The sequence below is a fragment of the Methylosinus sp. Ce-a6 genome, from assembly GCF_009811655.1.
Classification (GTDB): Bacteria; Pseudomonadota; Alphaproteobacteria; order Rhizobiales; family Beijerinckiaceae; genus Methylosinus.
The window spans coordinates 47,028-70,260 of record NZ_BGJX01000015.1; the positions used below are offsets into that span (position 1 = coordinate 47,028).

28 protein-coding genes are annotated in these 23,233 nt (G+C 67.9%); 12 read left to right on the forward strand and 16 right to left on the reverse strand.

Features of this window, described 5'->3' with window-relative positions:
• Positions 1–80: 80 nt before the first annotated feature.
• Complete coding sequence (locus Mspo_RS11170; RefSeq protein WP_244613350.1) at positions 81–902, reverse strand: lytic transglycosylase domain-containing protein; 822 nt, start codon at positions 900–902, stop codon at positions 81–83.
• A gap of 543 nt (positions 903–1,445) precedes the next feature.
• On the opposite strand from Mspo_RS11170, the gene Mspo_RS11175 reads away from it, so the two are divergent.
• The 9 genes from Mspo_RS11175 (at position 1,446) to lpdA (ending at position 12,493) form a co-directional block, all read left to right on the forward strand.
• On the forward strand, positions 1,446–2,984 hold the full coding sequence (locus Mspo_RS11175) for a YifB family Mg chelatase-like AAA ATPase (RefSeq protein WP_159729733.1): 1,539 nt from the start codon (positions 1,446–1,448) through the stop codon (positions 2,982–2,984).
• 84 nt (positions 2,985–3,068) lie between these two features.
• Positions 3,069–4,829, forward strand: coding sequence for an ATP-binding protein (locus Mspo_RS11180; RefSeq protein WP_159729735.1), 1,761 nt, complete (start codon positions 3,069–3,071; stop codon positions 4,827–4,829).
• Positions 4,830–4,947: 118 nt separating this feature from the next.
• Positions 4,948–7,119: an OmpA family protein gene (locus Mspo_RS11185; RefSeq protein ID WP_159729737.1), complete on the forward strand. Its 2,172-nt coding sequence runs from the start codon at positions 4,948–4,950 to the stop codon at positions 7,117–7,119.
• A 242-nt stretch (positions 7,120–7,361) separates the two neighbouring features.
• Positions 7,362–8,282, forward strand: a complete 921-nt coding sequence (locus tag Mspo_RS11190; RefSeq protein WP_159729739.1) for a GNAT family N-acetyltransferase — start codon at positions 7,362–7,364, stop codon at positions 8,280–8,282.
• Between the two features lie 260 nt (positions 8,283–8,542).
• Positions 8,543–8,740 (forward strand): hypothetical protein, encoded by a 198-nt coding sequence (locus Mspo_RS11195; protein ID WP_159729741.1) that lies wholly within the window; start codon positions 8,543–8,545, stop codon positions 8,738–8,740.
• 172 nt (positions 8,741–8,912) lie between these two features.
• The gene (gene rpmI / locus Mspo_RS11200) at positions 8,913–9,113 is read left to right on the forward strand and encodes a 50S ribosomal protein L35 (RefSeq protein ID WP_159729743.1); all 201 of its coding nucleotides are present in this window, start codon (positions 8,913–8,915) and stop codon (positions 9,111–9,113) included.
• 45 nt (positions 9,114–9,158) lie between these two features.
• The gene (rplT, locus tag Mspo_RS11205; protein WP_159729745.1) at positions 9,159–9,524 is read left to right on the forward strand and encodes a 50S ribosomal protein L20; all 366 of its coding nucleotides are present in this window, start codon (positions 9,159–9,161) and stop codon (positions 9,522–9,524) included.
• A gap of 51 nt (positions 9,525–9,575) precedes the next feature.
• Positions 9,576–10,841: a hypothetical protein gene (locus Mspo_RS11210; RefSeq protein ID WP_159729747.1), complete on the forward strand. Its 1,266-nt coding sequence runs from the start codon at positions 9,576–9,578 to the stop codon at positions 10,839–10,841.
• Positions 10,842–11,053: 212 nt separating this feature from the next.
• A complete protein-coding gene (gene lpdA / locus Mspo_RS11215; protein WP_159729749.1) occupies positions 11,054–12,493 on the forward strand; it encodes a dihydrolipoyl dehydrogenase in 1,440 nt (479 codons plus the stop codon).
• Between the two features lie 20 nt (positions 12,494–12,513).
• On the opposite strand, the gene Mspo_RS11220 is transcribed toward lpdA, so the two are convergent.
• The 3 genes from Mspo_RS11220 to Mspo_RS11230 all read right to left on the reverse strand — a co-directional run bounded on the left by Mspo_RS11220 (position 12,514) and on the right by Mspo_RS11230 (position 13,729).
• A complete protein-coding gene (locus tag Mspo_RS11220; protein ID WP_306344964.1) occupies positions 12,514–12,930 on the reverse strand; it encodes a GNAT family N-acetyltransferase in 417 nt (138 codons plus the stop codon).
• An 82-nt stretch (positions 12,931–13,012) separates the two neighbouring features.
• Positions 13,013–13,297, reverse strand: a complete 285-nt coding sequence (locus Mspo_RS11225; protein WP_159729751.1) for a DUF1778 domain-containing protein — start codon at positions 13,295–13,297, stop codon at positions 13,013–13,015.
• A 60-nt stretch (positions 13,298–13,357) separates the two neighbouring features.
• Complete coding sequence (locus tag Mspo_RS11230) at positions 13,358–13,729, reverse strand: PRC-barrel domain-containing protein (protein ID WP_201281685.1); 372 nt, start codon at positions 13,727–13,729, stop codon at positions 13,358–13,360.
• Positions 13,730–13,757: 28 nt separating this feature from the next.
• On the opposite strand from Mspo_RS11230, the gene Mspo_RS11235 reads away from it, so the two are divergent.
• Positions 13,758–13,937, forward strand: a complete 180-nt coding sequence (locus tag Mspo_RS11235; RefSeq protein WP_159729753.1) for a hypothetical protein — start codon at positions 13,758–13,760, stop codon at positions 13,935–13,937.
• Here the strand turns inward: Mspo_RS11235 and Mspo_RS11240 are convergent.
• The 12 genes from Mspo_RS11240 to Mspo_RS11295 form a co-directional block, all read right to left on the reverse strand.
• Positions 13,928–14,392 carry a carboxymuconolactone decarboxylase family protein gene (locus Mspo_RS11240; RefSeq protein WP_159729755.1) on the reverse strand — a complete coding sequence of 155 codons (465 nt, stop codon included), beginning with the start codon at positions 14,390–14,392 and terminating at the stop codon, positions 13,928–13,930. The genes Mspo_RS11235 and Mspo_RS11240 overlap by 10 nt on opposite strands.
• A gap of 133 nt (positions 14,393–14,525) precedes the next feature.
• Positions 14,526–15,491 carry a type I pantothenate kinase gene (gene coaA, locus Mspo_RS11245; RefSeq protein ID WP_159729757.1) on the reverse strand — a complete coding sequence of 322 codons (966 nt, stop codon included), beginning with the start codon at positions 15,489–15,491 and terminating at the stop codon, positions 14,526–14,528.
• Entirely contained in the window at positions 15,488–15,814 is a 327-nt protein-coding gene (locus Mspo_RS11250; protein ID WP_159729759.1) for a phosphoribosyl-ATP diphosphatase, read from the reverse strand. The genes coaA and Mspo_RS11250 overlap by 4 nt, the downstream gene beginning before the upstream one ends.
• On the reverse strand, positions 15,811–16,584 hold the full coding sequence (gene hisF, locus Mspo_RS11255) for an imidazole glycerol phosphate synthase subunit HisF (protein ID WP_159729761.1): 774 nt from the start codon (positions 16,582–16,584) through the stop codon (positions 15,811–15,813). Before hisF ends, Mspo_RS11250 begins: the two co-directional genes overlap by 4 nt.
• Positions 16,584–16,877 carry a hypothetical protein gene (locus Mspo_RS11260; protein ID WP_159729763.1) on the reverse strand — a complete coding sequence of 98 codons (294 nt, stop codon included), beginning with the start codon at positions 16,875–16,877 and terminating at the stop codon, positions 16,584–16,586. Before Mspo_RS11260 ends, hisF begins: the two co-directional genes overlap by 1 nt.
• Positions 16,874–17,257 carry a hypothetical protein gene (locus tag Mspo_RS11265; protein ID WP_159729765.1) on the reverse strand — a complete coding sequence of 128 codons (384 nt, stop codon included), beginning with the start codon at positions 17,255–17,257 and terminating at the stop codon, positions 16,874–16,876. The genes Mspo_RS11260 and Mspo_RS11265 overlap by 4 nt, the downstream gene beginning before the upstream one ends.
• Positions 17,254–18,003 (reverse strand): 1-(5-phosphoribosyl)-5-[(5-phosphoribosylamino)methylideneamino]imidazole-4-carboxamide isomerase, encoded by a 750-nt coding sequence (gene hisA / locus Mspo_RS11270; protein ID WP_159729767.1) that lies wholly within the window; start codon positions 18,001–18,003, stop codon positions 17,254–17,256. The genes Mspo_RS11265 and hisA overlap by 4 nt, the downstream gene beginning before the upstream one ends.
• A complete protein-coding gene (gene hisH, locus Mspo_RS11275) occupies positions 17,991–18,638 on the reverse strand; it encodes an imidazole glycerol phosphate synthase subunit HisH (protein ID WP_159729769.1) in 648 nt (215 codons plus the stop codon). The genes hisA and hisH overlap by 13 nt, the downstream gene beginning before the upstream one ends.
• Positions 18,635–19,108, reverse strand: a complete 474-nt coding sequence (locus tag Mspo_RS11280) for a DUF2628 domain-containing protein (RefSeq protein WP_159729771.1) — start codon at positions 19,106–19,108, stop codon at positions 18,635–18,637. Before Mspo_RS11280 ends, hisH begins: the two co-directional genes overlap by 4 nt.
• A 15-nt stretch (positions 19,109–19,123) precedes the next feature.
• Positions 19,124–19,717: an imidazoleglycerol-phosphate dehydratase HisB gene (gene hisB, locus Mspo_RS11285; protein ID WP_159729773.1), complete on the reverse strand. Its 594-nt coding sequence runs from the start codon at positions 19,715–19,717 to the stop codon at positions 19,124–19,126.
• 121 nt (positions 19,718–19,838) lie between these two features.
• Positions 19,839–20,297, reverse strand: a complete 459-nt coding sequence (locus Mspo_RS11290) for a very short patch repair endonuclease (protein WP_159729775.1) — start codon at positions 20,295–20,297, stop codon at positions 19,839–19,841.
• Positions 20,294–21,460 (reverse strand): DNA cytosine methyltransferase, encoded by a 1,167-nt coding sequence (locus Mspo_RS11295; RefSeq protein WP_244613352.1) that lies wholly within the window; start codon positions 21,458–21,460, stop codon positions 20,294–20,296. The genes Mspo_RS11290 and Mspo_RS11295 overlap by 4 nt, the downstream gene beginning before the upstream one ends.
• 311 nt (positions 21,461–21,771) lie before the next feature.
• Here Mspo_RS11295 and gspG point away from each other — a divergent pair, with 311 nt between their 5' ends.
• Complete coding sequence (gene gspG / locus Mspo_RS11300) at positions 21,772–22,257, forward strand: type II secretion system major pseudopilin GspG (RefSeq protein ID WP_244613354.1); 486 nt, start codon at positions 21,772–21,774, stop codon at positions 22,255–22,257.
• Between the two features lie 14 nt (positions 22,258–22,271).
• A complete protein-coding gene (locus tag Mspo_RS11305; RefSeq protein WP_159729777.1) occupies positions 22,272–23,231 on the forward strand; it encodes a type II secretion system protein GspK in 960 nt (319 codons plus the stop codon).
• The last annotated feature ends 2 nt before the right edge of the window (positions 23,232–23,233 follow it).

Consider the following 23,233-nt stretch of genomic DNA (forward strand, 5'->3'; position numbering starts at 1 on the left):
CGGACGCCGGTTCGGCGTCGGAAACGCGTTGAAGCAAAAACTTAGAGTCGTTCCATGTTTCAATGAAACATGGAACGACTCTAGTCGCCCGCGCCTTTGATCTTGTCGGCGAGCAAAGCGATCGTCTTGGAATAGACCTTCGCCTTGTTCCACTCGAGCAGCGCCGGGAAATTCGGCTCGCCCTCGTCCCAGCCGGCGCCCCGCTTCCAGCCGTAACCGTGCAGGAAATTCGCCGTGGAGGCGAGCACGTCGGCCGTGTCGTGGACGAGATCGCGCTTGCCGTCGCCGTCGAAATCGACCGCGAATTTGAGATAGGACGAAGGCATGAACTGCGTCTGGCCGATCTCTCCGGCCCAGGCGCCGCGCATCTGCGCGGGATCGAGATCGCCGCGCTCGACGATGCGCAGGACGTCGAGCAGCTCGGCGCGGAACTTGTCGGAGCGGCGGCAGTCATAGGCGAGCGTCGCCAGCGCGCGGATCGTCGGAAAATTGCCGAGATAGGCGCCGAAATCCGTCTCCAGCCCCCAGATCGCGACGAGCACCGGCCCCGGCACGCCGTATTTCTGCTCGATGCGCTCGAACAGCGACGCATGTTTGCGCAGCAGAGCGCGCCCCTTGTTCACGCGGAAGGAGTTGGCCATTCGCGCGGAGAATTGCTCGAAGGTCTGGCGGAACACTTTCTGTCCGCGGTCGTGCGAGATCACCGAGCGGTCGTAGAACACGTCGCCGAGCGCCGTATCGATCGCCGCTTTCGAGACGCCCGCCGCGGCCGCCTCGCGCCGGAAGCCGTCGAGCCAGCTCTCGAAACCCTCGCCGCTGCGCCCGCATTCGGCCGCCGGCGCGCGCGCCGCGCCGAGCCCCAAGGCGAGCGCCAGAACCGCCGCGCCGAACGCCCTCTTCATTCGAACTTTCTGAGACATCTCGCGCATTCCATATTTCGAGGCGAAGCCCTGTTCGGCGCTCTCTGTCATGAGAGCGCGGCCGCACCATGGCGCCCGCTTTCGCAAAAACGAAAATATTCGGCATGAAATCGCCGCGCAGACCAGGGGCCGCGTCACCTGAACAGAAAGGGCGTCGTCATTCCCGGCAGGCCGAAGGCCTGACCGGGAATCCAGAACGACGGCGCGAAAACCTTGCCTGCTGCTCTGGATTCCCGATCGCTCGCTATGCGAGCGTCGGGAACGACGCTGAGCTGACGCAGCCACGAGAGTCTGCTCCTGACGCGCTTCCAACGCCGAGCGGGCGTCCGTTTCGGCCGGAGACGCTAGCCCGCGCCGGTTAGCGGGCCGTTGCCGAAACGCGGAGAAACTTCGTTCTCATATTGTTCTTGCCGAGGCGGGACGGCGCGTCTACTATGGCGACGTCCGCGTCAGGGGCGCTTTCCTGCGGAGCAATGGTTCGAGCGATCGGAATTCTCTTTAGCGGTTTTGTTCGGAGCTTTCGCCATGGTGGTCAGGGTCGCGACGGTCGCCTTCGAGGGCATCGAAGCCAAGCCGGTCGACGTTCAGGTCCAGATCGCCAGCGGCAATGTCGTGTTCACCCTGGTCGGCCTCGCCGACAAGGCCGTCGCCGAATCGCGGGAGCGCGTGCGCGCCGCGCTCGTCGCCTCCGGCCTCGCGCTGCCGGCCAAGCGCATCACCGTCAATCTCGCGCCGGCGGACATGCCCAAGGAGGGCAGCCATTACGATCTGCCCATCGCGCTCGGCGTGATGGCGGCGATCGGGGCGATTCCCTCCGACGCGCTCGACGGCTACACCGTGCTCGGCGAATTGGGGCTCGACGGGGCGATCGCGCCGGTCGCCGGCGTGCTGCCCGCCGCCGTCGCCGCCAATATGCGCGGCCACGGCCTCGTCTGTCCGCGCCAATGCGGGCCCGAGGCCGCCTGGGCGTCGAAGGAGATGGAGGTGATCGCGCCGCGCTCGCTCATCCAGCTCGTCAATCATCTGAAGGGAACGCAGGTCCTCGCGCGGCCGGAGCCGGCGGTGCGGGCGCCCGCGGCGGATCTTCCCGACCTTCGCGACATCAAGGGCCAGGAGAACGCCAAGCGGGCGCTGGAGATCGCCGCCGCCGGCGGCCATAATCTCCTGATGAACGGGCCGCCCGGCGCCGGCAAATCCATGCTGGCGGCGCGTCTTCCCTCCATCCTGCCGCCGCTGTCGCCGCGCGAGCTGCTCGACGTGTCGATGATCCATTCCGTCGCCGGCGAGCTCAAGGGCGGCGAGCTCACCGACCGGCGCCCCTTTCGCGCGCCGCATCATTCCGCCTCGATGGCGGCGCTCGCCGGCGGCGGCGCCCATGCGCGTCCGGGCGAAATATCGCTCGCCCATAATGGCGTGCTGTTTCTCGACGAATTGCCGGAATTTTCGGCGCAGGCGCTCGACGGCCTGCGCCAGCCGCTGGAGACGGGCGAGGTCGCCGTCTCGCGCGCCAATCACCGCGCCGTCTATCCGGCGCGCTTCCAGCTCGTGGCGGCGATGAATCCCTGCCGCTGCGGCCATGCGCTCGATCCGGGCTTCGCCTGCCGCCGCCAGCCCAATGAGCGCTGCGTCGCGCAATATCAGGCGCGGCTCTCGGGCCCGCTGATCGACCGCTTCGATCTGCGCATCGAGGTTCCTGCGGTGTCGGCGGCCGATCTCGTCCTGCCGCCTCCGGCGGAGGGCTCGGCCGAGGTCTCCGCACGCGTCGCCGCGGCGCGCGAGCGCCAGCGCCTGCGCTATGAGACGCTCGGCCTCTCCCCCTCCACCACCAACGCCTCGGCTCCCGCCGGCGTCATCGAAAAGGCCGCGGCGCTCGACGCCTCCGGAACGGCGCTCATTCGCGAAGCGGCGGAGCGGCTGAGCCTCTCCGCGCGCGGCTTCCATCGCGCGCTGAAGCTCGCCCGCACCATCGCCGATCTCGACGGCGCGGAGGCGATCGCGCGCCGCCATCTCGCCGAAGCTCTCGCCTATCGGGGCGGCTCCGCCGGCGCGCGCGCCGCCGCCTGAGCCGAAGCCCCTTCCGTCAATTCATACTTTTCTCTCGATTGCCGTGAAATAACTGTCCTGATCGACCCGTTTCGGACGCTCCGCATGCCCGTTGTCCCCGATTGCGTCTTCGTCGCCCTCGTCTTCCTCGCCGCCGGCGCCGCGGCGGGCTGGCTCTGGTTTCTGCGCGGGCGCCGGGGGCGGCGGCGCCGGGCCGTCGAGAGCGAGCTCGAAGGATTGCGCGACGAGATCTGGGAGCTGCGCGCCGCCGCCGCCGCGCGCGACCGCGCCGAGGCGGCGAGCCAGGCCAAATCGCGCTTTCTCGCCACGGTGAGCCATGAGATCCGCACGCCGCTCAACGGCGTGCTCGGCCTCGCCCAATTGCTCGCGGCGACGCGCCTCGACGCCGAGCAGGCGAGCTATGTCGAGGCGATCGCCGCTTCGGGCCGTTCGCTCGCCCAGCTCATCGACGACATTCTCGACTTTTCCAAGATCGAGGCCGGCAAGATCGAGCTCGAGGTCGAGCCTTTCGCTCTGGCGCCGCTCGTCGAAAGCGTCGTCGAGCTGTTGGCGCCGCGCGCTCAGGCCAAGCATCTCGAGATCGCGAGCTATATCGCGCCGGACGCGCCGGAGACCGTCGCCGGCGACGCCGCCCGCGTGCGCCAGGTGCTCGTCAATCTCGCCGGCAATGCGGTGAATTTCACGACGAGCGGCGGCGTCGGACTGAGGGTCGAGCGCGACGCCGCGGGCGCGCTCGTCTTTCGCGTCGCCGACACCGGGCCCGGGGTCGCCCCGGCGGCGCGCGAGATCATCTTCGAGGAGTTCGAGCAGGGCGACGCCTCATCGACGCGAAGGCACGGCGGCACCGGCCTCGGCCTCGCCATCGCGCGCCATCTCGCCGCGCTGATGGGCGGCCGGCTGGAGATAGAGGAGAGCGCGGGCGCGGGCGCGGTCTTCGCCTTCACTTTACCGCGCGGGCCGCATGCGCTCTTCGACGACCGCCCCCGCGAGCGCAAGAAGCCGCTCGCCGGCTCGCGCGCTCTGATCGTCTCGCCGACGGTCTTCGAAGGCCCCTTCATGGCCGAAATTTTGCGCGGCGCCGGCGCGCTGGCCGAGATTTCGAGCGAGGAGAGGCGCGCCGCCGCTCGCCTCGGCGAAGCGCCGGAAGGCGTTTTCGACTCCGTGGTCGTCGACTGCGCCTTCGGCGAGGCCGCGACCGAGCGTCTCGCCGACGCGGCGCGTCTCGCTGGCGCGGGCCGCATCTTTCTGATGTTCTCGCCGATGGAGCGGCGCGCCTTCGGCGAGGCGGCGCTGCGCCATTTCGACGGCTGGCTGGTGAAGCCGGTGCGGGCGGCCTCGCTCGTCGAGCGCCTGTCCGCGGCCCCGCCGCCGACGCGCAACGACACCGGATTCGTCGCGCCGGAGCCGACGCTCTCGGGACGGCGCGTGCTCGTCGCAGAGGACAACGACGTCAATGCGCTGATCGTCTGCCGCCATCTCGAGAAGCTCGGCGCGCTGGTCACGCGCGCGAAGGACGGCGCGCGCGCCGTCGAGCTCGCGCGCCCGGCGCGGAGCGGCGGGGAGCGACGTTTCGACGTCATTTTGATGGATCTGTTCATGCCCGAGCTCGACGGGCTGGAGGCGACGCGATCGATCCGGGCGGAGGAGGCGCGCATGGGCGCGAAACGGCGCCCGATCATCGCGCTCACGGCGAGCGCGCGCGAGGAGGACGAACGCGCCGCCCGCGGCGCCGGGGTGGACTTCGTGCTGACGAAGCCGGTCGAGCTCGGCGCATTGGCGACGGCGATCGAGGAGGCGGTCGCCGCCGGCCGGGGCCGCGCGGCGGGCGCGCGCGAGGCGATCTGAATTTCCCCGTCGGCTCCGCTTCCCCAAAGCCACAAAAAAGAAAAAATTTCGCCCCGCGCCCGCGTCACAAGCGACATGGGGACGATTCGCGAATGCTGGCGCCGAGTGGAGAAGTGGAATGTCGAGACGAAAGAATCTGCTGCTCGCGAGCCTGATGACGCCGTCGCTGGCTCTCGGCCCGCAGGGCGGAACCGCGCTCGCCGCCGCCAGCGAGCGGGTCCTGCTCGCGCAAGCCGCGCAAGGTTTGGACCCCAACGCCGATCATCCGAGACATCCGCTGCGACCTGCGCTCGGGCCAATGCCGGCTCCTCGTCCAGCGCCGGCCCCGCCGGCCGCCGAGTCCATCCATCCCGAGCCCTTCCGTCCCCGGCCCATCCATCCCGCGCCCATCCATCCCGCGCCTATGACGCACGCGCCCATGACGCACGCGCCCTCGGCGCCGCAGCCCGGCCCACGCCCGTCCCATCCGCCCGCTCTCTATCCGGGAGCCGGCGCGCCGCCGATGCCGCGCCCACAGCTTCGCGCCGCGCCTCCGCTAGAGGCCGCTCCGCGCCCGCCCTCGGCGCCGGGGCCGGCGATCATCCGTCCATCGCAGCAGGCCGCCCCGATCCGGCCAGCGCCCACGCCGCATCCGGCCGCAGCGCCCTCCAACCCCGCGCCCGCAATCGGCGGGGCGCCGTCGACGCCGCATGAGAGCCACGCCCTTTCGCCGGGACGTCCTCCTGTCCCGGTTCAGAGCGGCCCGGTCGGCGGCGCGCCGCTCGGAGGACAGCAACCGGCCACTGCGCCGACGGCGCCCGGCGCCGGAGCGCCGCCGCATTCGGAAGCCCCGCCGGCCCGCGGCGCGCAGAGCGGCGCCCGAGGCGGACCGGCCAACGCGCCGACCGGAGCGCCGGCGCATCTCGGCGGGCCGCATCCGGCGGGAGCCGCAGGCGCGCCCGAGGCCCCCGCGCCGCGTAGCCAGCCGCCGGCGCAACCAGCGCAGGGCGGCAGTTTCCTGCCTCCGACCGCCGCGCCGGGCGCGCCGCGACCCGACGCCCCTCCGGCCGGCGGATCCGGCGATCACGCCGGCCAGCCGCCTTCAGCCGGCTCCGGCCGCTTCCTTCCGCCCGGCGGAGCCGGCGCGACCTCGCCCGGCCCGACCCCGGGCGCCGCAGGCGCCCCGCCGCAGGTCCCCGCCCCGCCGCAGGTCCCCGCCCCGCCGCAGGCCGGCGGAGCCTATCCGCCGCCGGCCGGAGGTCCGCCCCAGGCGGGCGCGCCCTATGGCGCGCCGCCCCCGGCGCCGCCGCATGGCGGCGGACCGCGCGTGTCGCCGGCCGCCGCGGCGGCGATCGGCGCGGCGGCCGGCCTCGTCGGCGGCTTCGTGCTGAGCCAGCCGGGAACGCATCGGCTCGACGACATCCACGCCCGCCGCCAGCAGTTCGAGCGCGACGGCGTGTTCGTCGTGCAGGAGCCCGGCCGCACCATCGTGCGCGACGGCGGCGGCGCCTTCATCCGTCATGACGAGAACGAGCGTTTCCGCGAGCTCGGCGGCAATCTGCGCAGCGAACGGCGCGGCGACGAATATATCAGCGTCTACGCCCGCCGAGACGGCGGCGAGGTGCTGACCTACACCGACGCCAATGGCGTGCTGCTGCGCCGCATCCGCCGCTTCCCCGACGGACGCGAGATCATCCTCATCGACAATGGCTTCCGCGGCCCGCCGCGCAGCTTCGCCGAGGAGATCATCGTGCTGCCGCCGCCGCTGGTCGAGATCGCGCCCGACGCCTATGTCGTCGATTACGGCATGGCCGACGAGCGCGTGCTCTATGAGACGCTGACGGCGCCGCCGCTCGCGCCCGTGCCGCGCCGCTATACGCTGGACGAGATCCGCTACAGCTCGTCGCTGCGCGCCTATACGCGCAGCGTCGATATCGACACGATCAATTTCGACACCGGCTCCTGGGCCATCGCGCCGGATCAGGCGCAGCGGCTGGCGCTGATCGCAGAGGCGCTCAACCAAGCGATCCGCCGCAATCCGGCGGAAGTGTTCCTCGTCGAGGGCCACACCGACGCTGTCGGCTCCGATGTCGACAATCTGTCGCTCTCCGATCGCCGCGCGCAGGCGGTGGCGACGATATTGTCGCGCGATTTCGGCGTGCCGCCGGAAAATCTGACGACGCAAGGCTATGGCGAGCAATATCGCAAAGTGCAGACGCAAGGCCCCTCGCGCGAAAATCGTCGCGTGACCGTGCGTCGAATCACGCCGCTCTTGAACGGCCCGCAGGCCGAGACGCAAAGACGCCGATGAGAGACTCGTGACGGCGCGCATTCTCTCGCGCGCCGTCCGAGCGAGCTCGTTCGACACTGTTCCTGTTCGCGATACGCCCGAAGGCTCGCGGTCCATATCGCACGCCGGACCGCGAGCCTTCGGGCTCGCATTCGTTTCGCGCGCGGCGTCACAAAAGCTTCGCCCGCTCGTGATCTAACGCATCGATCCGAGGCGCCTGCGAGAAAAGCGCGAGCGCGACACGAGCGGAGACGATACGCGAAATGTGGGCGATCGACGCCGACGCCGGCCGCAAGATTATCGCCGGCGCCTTTCCTCTGCTGAAGCCGCAGAATTTCCTGAAGCCGAAAAAGAAGAAGCACGGCGGCCTCGAAGGCCCGCTCGCGCGGATCGGCTCGCTCGAGGTGCGGCTCGCTTGCGGCAAGAAGGAAATCCGCAAGGCGCAGCGGCTGCGCTTCAAAGTCTTCTTTCGCAAAGGCGGCGCCATTCCCGACGCCAAGGCCGCCTTGACGCGCCGCGACGCCGACCGTTTCGACAAATTCTGCGATCATCTGATCGTCATCGATCATGAGGCGCGCACACGCTTCGGCAAGATGAAGCCGAAAGTCGTCGGCGCCTATCGCCTGCTGCGCGACGACGTCGCGGCGAAGAAGGGCGGCTTCTATTCGGCTGGCGAATATGACATCGCGCCATTGCTCGCGCGCCATCCGGGCCTGCGTTTTCTCGAGCTCGGCCGCTCCTGCGTGCTCGAGCAATATCGCGGCAAGCGCACGATCGAGCTTTTGTGGCGCGGCATACTCGCCTATGTGCGGCATCATCGCATCGACGCGATGATCGGCTGCGCGAGCCTCGAGGGCGCCAATCCGCTCGCCCATGCGGCGGCGCTGAGCTTTCTCTCCCATCATGCGCGCGCGGAAGACGATTGGCGCGTCGCCGCGCGTCGCGAATTGCATGTGCCGATGGAGATGCTCGCGAAAGAAGCGGTCGATCCGCGCAAGGCGATGAGCGCGCTGCCGCCGCTGATAAAGGGCTATCTGCGCTGCGGCGCGAAATTCGGCGACGGCGCCGTCGTCGACCGCAAATTCAACACGACCGACGTCTTTGTGATCATGCGCGTCGCCGAGATCGACGCGCGCTATCTCGATTATTTCGGCGGGCCTTCGGAAGCGCGCGACGCGGCCTGAGCCGCCCCATCGGCCCCGCGCGACATTCCCGACGCGCGCAAAGCGCGCGATCGGGAATCGAGGAGCAACGACCACATTCCTCGTCTCGGCCGCTGAATTCCCTGTCGGGCCTTCGGCCTGCAGCGAATGACGCGCGCTTCCTTTACAGTAAACGCTCAGCCGAAGGAAAAGCGCGCCGATGCGCAAGGCGGCGGCGCGCCCTTTTCCTCTCCAGAAGCGCATTTATATGAGCGAACCGAGGGATTGCGGAGGACCAAGAGATGGACTCTCGGATCACCGGACTGAAAGTGGCGGCTGTCATTTTCGGACTCATGGCGCTCGGTCAGGCGGGGCGCCTCGCGACGCAGCCGGACATACAGGTCGGCGGCGCGGCCATGCCGCTCTGGCCGAGCGCAGTGGCGCTCGTCGTGCTGCTGGCGCTGAGCTTTTGGCTCTGGCGACTGGCGAAGCCGCGGTGAAGGCTTTTGCGGCCGCCCGCGGGCTTGCCAACCTCCTGTCTTTCCGCTTATAAGCCGCGCTTCCGAACCGCCCGGCCAGTAGATGGGCTGCCGTGGCGGTTCTTTTCGCTCGCGCGAATAAGCGCCGGATTCCCGGCGCGCAGAAACGGGGCCTCGAGCCCAGGAGAGCAAAATGCCCAAGTTGAAGACCAAATCGGGCGCCAAAAAGCGCTTCAAACTCACCGGCACCGGCAAGGTGGTCTATGCCCAGAAGGGCAAGCGCCACGGCATGATCAAGCGCACCAACAAGCAAATCCGAAATCTGCGCGGGACCTCCGTCCTGTTCAAGACGGACGGCGACAACATCAAGAAGTATTTCCTGCCCAACGGCTGAGCTTCTCCCCCTCCCTCGCTTCGGATTTAAACAAAGGATCACGCCATGGCTCGCGTCAAACGCGGCGTCACCTCGCACGCCAAGCATAAGAAAACCCTGGATGCCGCCAAGGGCTTCTACGGCCGCCGCAAGAATACGATCCGCGCCGCCAAGGCCGCGGTCGACCGCTCGATGCAATATGCGACGCGCGACCGCAAGGCCAAGAAGCGCGTGTTCCGCGCTTTGTGGATCCAGCGCCTCAACGCCGCCGTGCGCGAGTTCGGCCTGACCTACAGCCGCTTCATCGACGGCCTCGCCAAGGCCGGCGTCGCGGTGGACCGCAAGGTGCTCTCCGAGCTCGCCATCACCCAGCCGGAGGCCTTCAAGGCCATTGTCGAAAAGGCCAAGGCCGCGCTGCCGCAGACCGCCTGAGGCTGAAATCCGGCGCTTTCAGGCAGGGACTGCCCGCGAGGACGAGCGCGGATGAAATGGTACGCCTGTCTGAACGCGCCGGCTCTCGACCGCTACGCCGAGCATCTGCGCGTCGCCGTCCGCACGGCGATCGACATAGCGGGGCTCGAGCCGCATATCGTCTTCGACGGCGAAGCGGACCAGATCCGCGCCCTCCTCGGCCATGACGACGCCATCCATATCCATCGCCGGCGCTCCGGCCTCATCGAGGCCATAGAGGCGACGCCCGAGACGCCGGGCTGGAGCCGCGCCGTCGCCGCCGGCGCGCTGCTGCGCCTCGACATTCCGCTCATCGAGACGCGGGACCAATTCGTCCTCTATACGGATTGCGACGTGCTGTTTTCGCGCCGCGTCGAGCTCGAGCCTCTGCGCCCGCGCTATTTCGCCGCCGCGCCGCAGCACGAGCCGCACGAATGGTCGCAATTGTGCTCGGGCGTGCTGCTCCTCAACATCCCGGCCATGCGCGCCGAATATGACGCGCTGATGCGGCGCGCCCGCGAGTCCCTCGGCCGGCCGCATTATTACGACCAGGAAGCGCTCAACGAGCATTTCGAGGGGCGCTGGGACCATCTGCCGATCCATATGCACTGGAAGCCCTATTGGGGCGTCGAATGGGACGCAGCGATCGTGCATTTCCACGGCCCCAAGGCCGAGGACGCGCGCCGGCTCGCGAGCGCGCCGCCTCGCGATGATCTTTCGGGCGAACTATTGGGCCTGCTCTATCGCCGCGATCCGGAAGGCTATGCGCATTTTCTGCGCTTCCATGATCTCGCCGCCGAGGCCTGCCGGCGCGGCGAGCGCATCCGCCCGACGGCGCTCGCGCCGCTGCGGCTCGAGGCGGCCGCGACCGCGGGCGGGCGGGCGCTGCGCCGCGCCTGCTCCGCCCTGCGCGGGCTGGCGCCGCATAGGCCGCGCGAGGCCGTCGCCCCTCCCCCCCTGCCGCCGGAAGCGAGTTTCGCCGAAGTCGCGACGCTCGAGAATTTCGACGAGCGCTCCTATCTCTACGCCAATCCGGATGTCGCCGAATCGGTTCGGCGCGGGCGTCTTCTCTCCGGCCGGACGCATTTTCTCCGCTACGGCCGTTATGAGGGGCGTGTCCAGATGATCCCGCGCGACCTCCTCGTCACGCCGGAGACTTTCGACGCGGACGCCTATGTCGCGCGCAATCCGGACGTCGCTTTTCTGATCGCGCGCGGCCGCTACGCCTGCGCCCGCGCGCATTTCGAGCGGCGCGGCCGCGCCGAGCGGCGCCGGCAGCTCGCGCGGCCGTCCGGCTGACGCCGGCCGCTAGCATTCGGACACATCATGTCCGAATGCTTTTAATTCGCATGTTCTTTCCCGAAAACCGCTTCGCACTTTTCGGGAACATGCTCTCGCTATTGTTTTAACGCGTTTCCAGCGCCGAACCGGCGTCCACTTCGGCTGGAACGCTATGGCGCCCGGCCCGCGCATCGGCCACATATGAGGGCGTTCGAGTCGCGAGGGCTTCCATGGCCAATTCATATGATCTCATCGTCATCGGCGGCGGGCCGGGCGGCTATGTCGCCGCGATCCGCGCCGCCCAGCTCGGGCTGAGGACGGCCGTCGTCGAGCGCGAGCATTTGGGCGGCATATGCCTCAACTGGGGCTGCATACCGACGAAAGCCCTGCTGCGCTCGGCCGATATTTTCCGCTATGCGAGACATGCGAAGGATTTCGGACTGCGCATCGAAGGCGAGGTCTCCTTCGATCCGCAGGCGCTGGTGAAGCGCTCGCGCGCGGTCGCCGGAAGGCTCAACGCCGGCGTCGAATTTCTATGCAAGAAAAACAAGGTCGATGTGATCTGGGGCGAGGCCTCGCTCGCCGCGCCGGGCGAAGTGCGCGTCGCCGCGCCGAAGGGGTTCGGCGAGCGTCCGCAATTCCCACGGCCGAAGAATATTCTCGGCGAGGGCGCCTATTCGGCCGAGCATATCATTGTCGCGACGGGCGCGCGGCCGCGCGCTCTGCCCGGCCTCGAGCCGGACGGCGAGCTCGTCTGGACCTATTTCGAGGCGCTGCTGCCGCCTTCCATTCCGAAATCTCTGCTCGTCGTCGGCGGCGGCGCGATCGGCGTCGAATTCGCGTCCTTCTATGCGACCTTCGGATCTGAGGTGACGCTCGTCGAGGCGCTGCCGCAAATTCTCCCCGCCGAAGACGCCGAGATCGCCGCGCTGGCGCGCAAATCCTTCGAGAGGCAGGGCATAAAAATCATCACCGACGCCAAGGTCGCGCGGCTCGACAAGCGAGAGAATGGCGTCGCCGCGACGATCGCCGCGGCGGGCGGCGAACGAATCGTCGAAGCCGAGCGCGTGATCTCCGCCGTCGGCGTCGTTCCCAACAGCGAGGGGCTCGGGCTCGAGGCGCTGGGCGTGAAAATGGAGCGCGGCGTCATTCTTACCGACGGGTTCGGCCGCGCCAATGTCGCGGGGGTCTACGCCATTGGCGACGTCGCCGGGCCGCCCATGCTCGCCCATAAAGCGGAGCATGAGGGCGTCGTCTGCGTGGAGGCGATCGCCGGCCTCTCGCCGCACGGAATAGACCGCGCGCGCATTCCCGCCTGCACCTATTGCCATCCGCAGATCGCTTCCGTCGGCCTCACCGAGGCGGCGGCAAAAGCGGCGGGGCTAGAGGTAAAGATCGGGCGCTTTCCCTATATCGGCAATGGCAAGGCCATTGCGATGGGCGAGACGGAAGGCCTCGTGAAGACGATCTTCGAGGCGAAGAGCGGCCGGCTGCTCGGCGCGCATCTCATCGGCGCGGAAGTGACGGAGCTGATCCAGGGCTTCGTCATAGCGATGAATCTGGAGACGACCGAGGCGGAGCTGATCGAGTCGATCTTTCCGCATCCGACGCTTTCCGAAACGATGCACGAGAGCGCGCTCGACGCCTATGGGCGGGCGATTCATATTTGAATCGCACGACCCCGTCCCCATCACGCGCCGGCCGCCGCCCAAATGTCCTTTATCAGCATGAACAAATGACGCTCGTCCGTCGGCGACGGCGTAAAGCCGAAATGTCGATAGAACGAGGCAGCCGGCTCATCCTTCGCATGAACGGCCAGCGCGCGAATGCCGCCTATATCCGCCGCCTGCGAGGCGCGCGTCAGAGCATCCAGCAATAGCCCGGCGCCGACGCCGCGGCCTCGCCAGTCGCTGTGCGTGGCGAGACGCGCGAGAACCATGAGCGGAATTGGATGTCGGGGCATGCCTTTGACGACGCGCTCCGGCGCATCGGCATGCCTCACCTCGCCGACGACGAGCGAATAAAAGCCGATGATCGCACGGTCGCTCATGCCGACATAGGTGAGCGACGATCCGGCTTGCTGCGCCGGAAGCGCATGACGGATCAAGAATCGATCCAACTCCGGCCGACCACAGGTAAAATCCTCGACGGCATGCGTTCGATGGAGCTTTTCGATCCGCAACGGAGCGTCACGGATCGCGATCGAAGACCGAGAACTCGCGGAACAAGCGCTCGAGCCGCGCGTGACGTCGGGGCGGCGCGTCGAGCGCAGCGATGAAAGCGTCCCAGTCTCGGGGGTCGAGCACGAAAATGCGACGATCGGCCAGACGCGCCTCCGCCTCGCTCAGCGCGCTTTCGAGCACGAAATCGCTGACCGTCTTGCGTGCGGCCGCGGCCGCGGCCTGCAAGGTCCGCTTGGCGTCCTTGCTCAGGCGAAGGTCGAGCTTCTCGCTCCGGGTGACGCGTGTAGCCATGTGAATAAGCTAGGAGCGCCGCCAGACAATGTCAAGACAGTTTGCCCGGCCTGCGCTCCGCTACCGCGCCGCGCCCTCCCGCCAATAGGGCGTCGCGCCGTAGTGTTTGTGGATACGCGTCTCCCAATCGCGATCGGCCCAGCTGGCGTCGTCATATTCCGGCGCCTCCTCGAGCAGCCGCTCCGTCACCGTCGTCGTATAGCGGCGCCGATCGCGGTCGTAGCAGAGCGCGTTCCACGGCACGGCGTGATGGCCCTTGCGCAAGCACATGAAGCCGCAGAAGTTCACGACGGCGTAGCGCGCCTGCCCGGTTATGGGATCGATCATCAGATGATCGATCTCGCCGATCTCCTTGCCTTCGCCATCGAACACTTTCGCGCCGACGACATGCTCGCTCGAGATCATGTGAAGCTCAGGGATTGCGGTCGCCATTTCGACCTCCCTCGATGGCCTTGCCTCGATGACCCTGCCCCGATGCTTAAAAAACGCCGCACGCGGCGAAAAGTTGCGTTCTCAGAGCCGCCACGCACCGACGACGCTGGCGATCGAGGGAAAGAAGGCGGCGGAAACGTCCGGCTCGACGCTTTCCATCATGCCGAGCCAGAGCGACGGCAGAGCCAGCCAATTTCGCTACGCGTGACTCGCGGCGCGCTTCACGGCTCCGGGCGTCGCGCGAAAAGCGATGGCGATGCGGTTGTAGGCGTTCATCAGGCCGATCGCGATGGTGAGGTCGGCGAGCTCCTTCTCCGCGAACTGCGCCGAGACCGCCGCGAATTCCGCGTCCGGAACGGCTGTCTCGGCGACGCGCGTCACCGTCTCCGCCCAGGCGAGCGCCGCCCGCTCGCGCTCGCTGAACAGCGCCTCCGCCTCCCGCCAGACCGAGACGAGCGCGAGCTTCTCCACGGTGAAGCCCTCGGCGACGAGCGCGCGCGTGTGCAGATCGAGGCAATAGGCGCAGCCGTTGATCTGCGAGACGCGCAGATAGACGAGCTCGACGAGAGCTCTGCCGAGGCTCGCGCCGACATAGGAATGGGCGGCGCCGAGCGCCTTCATGCCGTCGGGCGCGGCGTGGGTGTAATCGAGGCGCGTGGTCATGATCGTTCTCCGGGATGAAGGTCGGGAAGATCGGAAAGGCTGTTTTCGAAATCAATACGAACTGATGGCGATCGTCGGGCGTGGCGTTTCCTTCTCCCACGAGCGGGAGAAGGAAACGTTACACAGACCGCTCTCACAACTTCCGCAGCGCGACTTCCTCTATGCGATGGTCCGCGCCCTTGGTCAGCACCAGGCTCGCGCGCGGGCGCGTCGGCGAGATGTTGCGGCGCAGATTTTCGAGATTTATGCGCGTCCAGATATCCTTGGCGACGCGCACCGTCTCTTCATCGTCGAGGTCGGCGTATTTCTTGAAGTAGGAGCGCGGATCGCGGAAGGCCGTCTCGCGCAGGCGGCGGAAACGGTCCACATACCATTGCTCGAGCACGCTCTCCTCGGCGTGCAGATAGACCGAGAAGTCGAAGAAATCCGAGACGAAAGGAATTTCGCGCCCGTCGCCGCGGGGACGGCTCGCGAGCAGGACGTTCACGCCCTCGACGATGAGAATGTCCGGGCGATCGACATAGAAGAACTCGTTCGGCACGACGTCATAGGTCAGATGCGAATAGACCGGCGCGGCGACATTGCGCTGGCCAGCCTTCACATCGGAGAGAAAGCGCAGCAGCGCGCGATTGTCGTAGCTCTCGGGAAAGCCCTTCTTGTCCATGAGGTCGTCGCGCTCGAGCACGGCGTTGGGATAGAGAAAGCCGTCCGTGGTGACGAGCTCCACCTTGGGCGTGTTGGGCCAGCGCGACAGCAGCGCCTTGAGGATGCGCGCCGTCGTCGATTTGCCCACGGCGACGGAGCCGGCGACGCCGATGATGTAAGGCATCTTGCCGTCCTCGGCGCCCAAAAACCTCTGCGTCGCCTTGAACAGCCCTTGAGTCGCGGCGACATAGAGCGCGAGCAGGCGCGAGAGCGGCAGATAGATCTCGATCACCTCTTCCAGAGAGATCGGATCGTCGAGCGATTTGAGCCGCGTGAGATCGTCGAGCGTCAGCGTCAGCGGCGTATCCGCGCGCAGGCTCGCCCATTCGGCGCGGGTGAAGCGCCGATAGGGCGACAACGCCGCGCCGCCCGGCGGAATGGCCTCGGCGTTCATTTTTTCTCTCCGCGCGACGCTTTTTCCGCATGGCCCGACTGCGCCGTTCGCGTCTCGAGCTCGGCGAGCACATCCTCGAGCGTGACGCCGCTGGCCTCCAGCAGCACGAGCAGATGGTAGAGCGCGTCGGCGGCCTCGCTCGTCAGACTCTCGCGGTCGCCCTCCATGGCGGCGATGACGGTCTCCACCGCCTCCTCGCCGAATTTCTTGGCGATGCGGGGCGTTCCGGCCTCGAACAGGCTCTTGGTGTAGGATTGCGCGGCGTCGGCGCCCCGCTTCGATGCGATGATGCGCGAAAGATCGGCGAGAGAAAAATCGCTCATGAAGGCTCCAGGCCGTCGAGACGCATCGGTATGCCCGCATTCGCCATATATCGTTTCGCTTGCGGGATGGTGAACTCGCCGAAATGGAAAATAGACGCCGCGAGAACGGCGGAAGCATGGCCCTCGCGCACGCCCTCGACAAGATGATCCAGCGTCCCGACGCCGCCCGAGGCGATGACCGGCACGTCGACGGCGTCGGCCACGGCGCGGGTCAGCTCTATGTCGAATCCGATTTTCGCGCCGTCGCGATCCATGGAGGTGAGCAATATTTCGCCGGCGCCGAGGCTCGTGACCTCTCTGGCGTAAGCGACCGCGTCTATGCCCGTCGGGCGGCGGCCGCCATGGGTGAAGATCTCCCAATGGTCGCCGACGCGCTTGGCGTCGATCGCCACGACGATGCATTGCGCGCCGAATTTCTCCGCCGCCTCGCGCACGAATTGGCGATCGGCGACGGCGGCGGAATTGATCGAGGCCTTGTCGGCGCCGGCGAGCAGGAGATTGCGAATATCGTCCTCGTTGCGCACGCCGCCGCCGACGGTGAGCGGCATGAAGCAGGCCTCCGCCGTGCGCCGCACGACATCGAGCATGATGCCGCGATTCTCGTGGCTCGCGGTGATGTCGAGGAAGCAGAGCTCGTCGGCGCCGGCGGCGTCATAGGCGATGGCGCATTCGACCGGATCGCCGGCGTCGCGCAGATCGACGAAATTGACGCCTTTGACGACGCGGCCCTCTTTCACGTCGAGGCAGGGGATGAGGCGGGATTTGAGCATCAGGCGGCCGACGATTCCACCGACTGCGGGCGATTGATGAAATCCCAAATGATCTTCGGCAGCCAACCACCTTTCTTCCTCGTCTCGATTTCCGTGACGATGAATCGAATTTCGGGGATCACCTGCTCCCTGAGCTGTGCTGCGAGCCACCGCGCGTCGCGCTCGGACGAGATGCAGAAAGTATTGTCGAAGACGGCGTACCAGTTCGTGATTTCCGCAATCTTGTCCAACCTCCTGGACACGAGGTCGCGCGAAATTTTCGAACTGTCGTAAACCAAGAGAAAAGCGTTCATCGTTGCTCTCCCTCGCTCGGATCGACCTCGATCACGTTCGGAAGCTCCAATCCTTCTCCTTCGATCTTTTGCGGCAAGCCGCTCTTGCTCCGAGACTCTATCCAAAGCTCGTGTTGCCGCACGACGAACTCCTCGGACTGAAGGCGGTCCGGGCTCCTCAGCATAAAGAAGAAATGCGTGACGACAAACACGACGGACGGAACCAGCGCGAAGAAAGCGAAAACATACTTCAAGATCGCGTCGGCTTCGAATTGATGCGCCGCCGTCAGGAAAGCCAGTGTTCCGACCGTCATGAACCACAAGACATGGTTCATGACGTTTCTCACGCGCACGACGCCGGCGCGAGACGTCAAGCTGGCGATGAAGTCCTGCGGTCTCATGCCGCCGTCTTCGCCGCGCGGATCAGCGCCAGCGCCTCGGCCGGATCGAGCCGCCCGTCATAGAGCGCGCGGCCGGTGATCGCGCCCGCGAGCTTCTTGCAGTCGCGCTGCAGCAGCCGCTCTATGTCGGCGAGCGAGGCGAGGCCGCCCGAGGCGATGACCGGAATGCTCAGCGCCTCGGCGAGCGCCAGCGTCGCCTCTATGTTGAGGCCCTTCAGCACGCCGTCGCGGGAGATGTCGGTGTAGACGATGGCGGCGACGCCGGCGTCCTCGAAGCTGCGGCCCAAATCCTGCGCCGAGACATGAGTGCGGCGCGCCCAGCCCTCGACGGCGACGAAGCCGTCCTTGGCGTCGACGCCGACGGCGATGCGGCCCGGATAGAGCCGCGCCGCCTCGCGCACCAGCGCCGGATCGCGCACCGCGGCCGTGCCGATGATGACGCGCGAGATCCCCTTGTCGAGCCAACGCGAGATGGTGCGCATCTCGCGAATGCCGCCGCCGAGCTGCACGGGGATTTGGATATTGGCGAGAATGCCCTCGACCGCCAGCGCATTCATCGGCGCGCCGGCGAAGGCGCCGTCGAGATCGACGACATGCAGATATTCGAAGCCCTGGCGCTCGAAGGCCTGCGCCTGCGCGGTCGGATCGTCGTTGAACACCGTCGCCGAGGACATCTCGCCCTCGACGAGGCGAACGCATTGGCCCTCTTTGAGATCGATCGCGGGGAACAGGATCACGGACGCCACCTCAGAAAATTCGCGATGAGAGCGAGCCCGAGCTTCTGGCTCTTCTCGGGATGGAATTGCGTGCCGACGAGATTGTCGCGCGCCACCGCCGCCGTCAGCGGGGCGCCATAATCGGCCGTCGCGACGACATGCTCCGGCGAGGTCGGCAGGAATTGGTAGGAATGCACGAAATAGGCGTGCAGCCCCCTCTCCCCGGTCGGAATGCCGGAAAAGAGCGCATGCGGGCGCGAGAGCTCCAGCGTGTTCCAGCCCATATGGGGGATTTTGAGGCTCTTGTCCTTCGGCTCGATGACGGCGACGTCGCCTTCGATCCAGCCGAGGCCGGCCGCCTCGCCATGTTCGAGGCCGCGCGTCGCCATCAGCTGCATGCCGACGCATATGCCGAGAAACGGCCGGCCGCGCGCGATCACCGCCTCGCGCAGCGCCTCGTCCAGCCCGGCGAGGGCGGAGAGGCCGCGGCGGCAATCGCGGAAAGCGCCGACGCCCGGCAGGCAGATTCGCTCGGCCCGCCGCACCACTTCCGGATCATTGGTGACGATGATCTCGGCGCCGTCGCCCTCCCGAGCGGCGCGCTCGAAGGCCTTGGCGGCCGAGTGCAGATTGCCGGAGCCATAGTCGATGATCGCCGTCGTCACGCGCGCGGCTCCTCGAACAGGCCGCCGACGATCGGACGCATCGCCGTCGCGCCGGCGGCCGTCGTCGGAGCCGTCGTCACGACGGCGCCGGATGGGCGCCAATTGGCGAAAAACACGTCCTCGGCCTCGTCCATCCTATCCGCCACCATGACGGCGCTCTCCGTATAACCCTTGCGCTCGAGCGACCAGGCGACGAGCCGCGGCCCCTCGAAGCCCAGCAGCAGGCCGAGCGCCAGCTGCAAGACCGAAGCCGCCTCGGCGTTCGATCCGAAGGCCGCCCCGCCCCCGAGGACCAGCGCCAGCAGCGCCGACCATAGGACGGCCGGCGCAAAGGCCCGCCGCCAGGCGAGCCACAGCGGCCCGAACAGAAAGGCCGGCGCCGAGAAGCCGTCGCGCAGAAAGACGACGCGCTCCGGCGACGGAGCCTCGCCCGGCGCCGCCGGGGGAATGTGGACCGTGTAGACGGCCATGGGCCCGCCTCCCTTTCAGCCGGTGAGCGTGCCCTTGGTGGACGGCACGACGCCGCCGCGGCGCGGATCGGGCGCGACCGCCTTGCCGAAGGCGCGGGCGAATCCCTTGAAGCAGCTTTCCGCAATGTGATGCGAATTGACGCCGCGCAACGCCTCGACATGCAGGCCGATGCGCGCATTGGTGGCGAAAGCCTGGAAGAACTCGCGCACGAGCTCGGTGTCGAACTCGCCGATCCTTGCCGCCGGAAAGGCGACGTCGAAGACGAGGAAGGGCCGGCCGGAGACGTCGACGACGACGCGGGCGAGCGCCTCGTCCAGCGGCACATGGGCGTCGCCATAGCGGGCGATGCCCTTGCGGTCGCCGAGCGCCTCGTCCACGGCCTTGCCGAGCGCAATGCCGACGTCCTCCACCGTATGGTGGCCGTCGATGTGCAGATCGCCCTTGGCCGCGACCGTGAGGTCGAGCGGGGCGTGGCGGGCGATCTGGTCGAGCATATGGTCGAAGAAGCCGATCCCGGTCGAAATATCGGATTTGCCCTCGCCGTCGAGGTCGACGGCGACGGCGATCCTGGTCTCTTTCGTGTCGCGCTCGTATCTGGCGCTGCGCATGGGCTGACGGGCTCGCTCGAGGGATGAAGCGGAATATAGATCGCTCGCTGCGGCTTGTAGCAATTCGGCGGCCGCATGGCCAGAAGCCTGGGCGATCGGCGTGAACCGCCCTTCGCCGCGCCTATTCCAATTCTCGCGGATCCTCTTCTCGCGGTCCCCGAGCGCCGCGGCGCCGCGCGAGCCTCGAGACGCGCTCGGCGAGGCGGCGAGCGTCCAGCGCCTCGCACTCCCACACTATCGCGACGTGAAACCCCAAGGCCCTCAAGGCCTTGGCTTTGCGGGCGTCGCGGGCGCGGTTGGCGGCGAATTTCTCCAGCCAGAAGGCGCGGTTCTGCTTCGGGATCGTGCCGCGCGCGCAATTCTTGTGGTGGTGCCAGAAGCAGCCGTTGACGAAGAGCGCCCAGCCGCGGCGGCGATTGGCGAAATCCGGCGCGCCCGGCAGACCCTTGGCGTTGCGCCGATAATGGAGGCCGGCCCGCCGCAGCGCCGCAGCGACTTCCTCCTCCGCCCCGGTGCGGGCCTGCCGCACGCGCTTCATCAGCGCCGAGCGCGCGGGATCGCTGGCCGGGGGCGTCTTCATTGGGCTGCGACGAGGGGCGCGCGCATCTGCTCGAGATGGGCGGCGACCGCCTCGCGAAAACCCGGCTCGAATCGCAGCTTGGCGCGCTCGGTGCGGGCGAGGAAGCCCGCGGCGGCGCGCTCCGAGAGCGGCTTGCCCGGATGGTTCAGGAAAAGATGCAGCGGCTCGCGCTCCCGCCAGCAGGGAAAAGCGGAGATTTCGACGCCGACGCGCCGCTCGCCGTCATAGCGCGCGGCGCGGGGCCAGCGGGCGCCCTCTTCCAGCCTCCCGCCGTCGCGGACGCGATCATAGCGCCCGGGCGCGGCGAGGCGGCGGCCGACCCATTCGGCGACCGGCGCGCTCACGGCGTTGCCGACGAGCGACCAGCGCCAGGCGGGACGCCCCAGCGCCTCGGCCGGGGCGGTCCAATCCTGCGGAAATCCCTGCAGCCGCTCGGCGTCGCGAATGTCCGGCGTCACCACCTCGCCGCCCGGCAGCAGGATCGCCGGCGGCGAGGCGATGCCGAGCGTCGAGCCGTTTTTCAGCGTCGGCACGCAATCAGGCGCCCAGCCGAGGCCGCGCACGCCTTCCGTCCAATAGAAACCATGGGCGTGCGTCCGCAGCGCCGTGACGCGCGGCCGCGGCGCCGCCTCGTCGACGAGCAGGACATCCGCCGGGTCGGCGGCGCGGGAGGCGAGAAAGAGCACGCGCTCGCGCCGCTGCGGCAGAAAGGCCAGAGTGTTGACCACCCGATAGGCCCAGCGATAGCCGCGCGCCTCGAAAGCCGAGACGAGCCGCGCCATGGCCCGCCCGCGATCGAGGCTCAGCATGAAGGAGACATTCTCGAGCAGAGCGTAAGGCGCGGGCCTCTCGTCGAGCAGGCGGAACACATGCTCGACGAGCGAGGATTTGCGCCCCCCTATGCCCTGCGTGCGGCCCGCCTGGCTCAAATCCTGGCAGGGGAAGCCGGCGGCGACGAGCTCCGTCTCGCCCGGCGGCGCGCGCAGCAAAGCGACGTCGCCGGCGTTGGGCGTCTGCGGGAAACGCGCGGCGAGCACATGCGCGGCGAGCGGCCAATTTTCGGAAAACATGAGGCATTCGTGCCCGGCGCGGGCGAGCCCGAGCTCGAGGCCGCCGATGCCGGCGAATAGTCCGACGACTTTCATGACAGGCCGAAGGAGCATGGCCTCTCGGCCGAGTGACGTCGAACGATTCGTCTGCGCATGAGGCGGAGTTCACCGCCCTGGACGAAGATGTGTCAAGCGCGAGGGCATGGGGATCTGGATGAACGATGCGAAGGCCAGCTCCCCCTCCCTCGAGGGCAAACCGCGCCCCTCCGCCGCCCCTCGCAGGCGAGACATGTTTTCGTGTCGATCCAATGACGGAACGCGAGAAATCCTTTGCTGAGGCGCATGGCGCGCGGCTGGACTCGTCGGCTCGCTCTGCCTAGTCTGGCGCCGCTTTTCCGCGTGTGAACGCACAGCCCGAGAGTCCGATGCGATCCTCTCCTTCGCTCAAAGCCTCGATCCGTCCCTATCGAACTCTTCGCCGCGCGGTCGGAAAATCCGCGCGCGCCGGCTACACGCTGGTCGAAATGCTGGTCGTGCTGGCGATCATCGGATCGATCGTCGGCCTCGTGGGCCCGCGCGTTTTGAATTATCTCTCCGAGTCGAAGGTCAAGACCGCGCAGATCCAGATGGAGAATATTTCGAGCGCGCTCGAGCTGTACTATCTCGACGTCGGTCGCTACCCGTCGACGGAGGAAGGACTCTCCGCGCTCGCCCGCAGGCCCGCCGCCGCGAGCGTATGGAACGGCCCTTATCTGAAATCCGCCAATGTCCCGAAAGACCCTTGGGGACATGACTATCTCTATCGCGCTCCGGGCCAGCACGGGCCCTTCGACATAGGCTCGCTCGGCCCCGAGGGCCGCGAAGGCGGCGCGGGATCGCTCACGCGCAGTCGCGACACGGCGTCGCGCTGATCATTCGCTCTCCCATGCCGGCGGCCCGTCGCGACGCGCTCGAGAGACGGCGGTCGAAGAAGCGCAGAGGCTTCGCGCTGCTCATCGTGATCTGGGGCCTCGGCGTCGTCATTCTGCTGATGACCTCCTTCATGGCGACGGCGCGGCTGCGCCTGCGCGGCGCCGTCGACAATTCCTCGGCGATAAGGGCGCGGCTCGTCGCGCAAGGGGCCGTCAATCTCGCGATCCTCGGACTGCTCGCGGAGCAGAACGCAGCCGATCCTCTGAAGGCGGAAACCACCGCTCACGACGGCGCGCCGCGCATCTGCACGCTCGCCGGCGCGCTCGTCGCGATCTCGATCGAGGACGAGAGCGGCAAGCTCGATCTCAACGCGGCTTCGTCCGCTCTGATCGAAGCGACGCTGCGCGGCTTCGGCGTCGGCGACGCCGGCCGCCTCGCGCGCGCGATCGTCTCCTTTCGCGAGACGCAGACCTCGGAGCTCGCGCGTCTCACCGCGCCGCCGCCGTCGTCGGAGCGGCCTTTCGCGCCGAAACATGCGCCGTTCCAGACCGCCTCGGAGCTCGACCAAGTGGACGGAATGGAGCCGCGGCTCATGCGCGCGCTGCTGCCGATCGCCACCGTCCATGCGCATGGCGTCGGCGTCGATCCGCGCGCGGCGCCGCCCGCCCTCTTCGCCGCGCTCGCGCGCTATCCCGCAGCCGAGGCGCTGGCGCTCGCCGCGAGGCCCTTCCCCAATGGCCTCGATCGCCGCGATCCGCGCTTTCCGCCGGAATTTCGCCAGAGCGTCGTCGCCGCCGGAACCTACTCGATCCATGCGGAGGCCGCCCTCTCGAATGGAGCGATCGGCGTCGAAGAGACGATCGTCGCTCTGCGGCCGAACGAGCGCCTCCCCTTCACCATCGTCGAATCGAAACGCGCGCCCGCCCGCAGCCGCGAGCTGATCGGCGCGGGCGCCTCCGCGCCGCCCTGCTGACG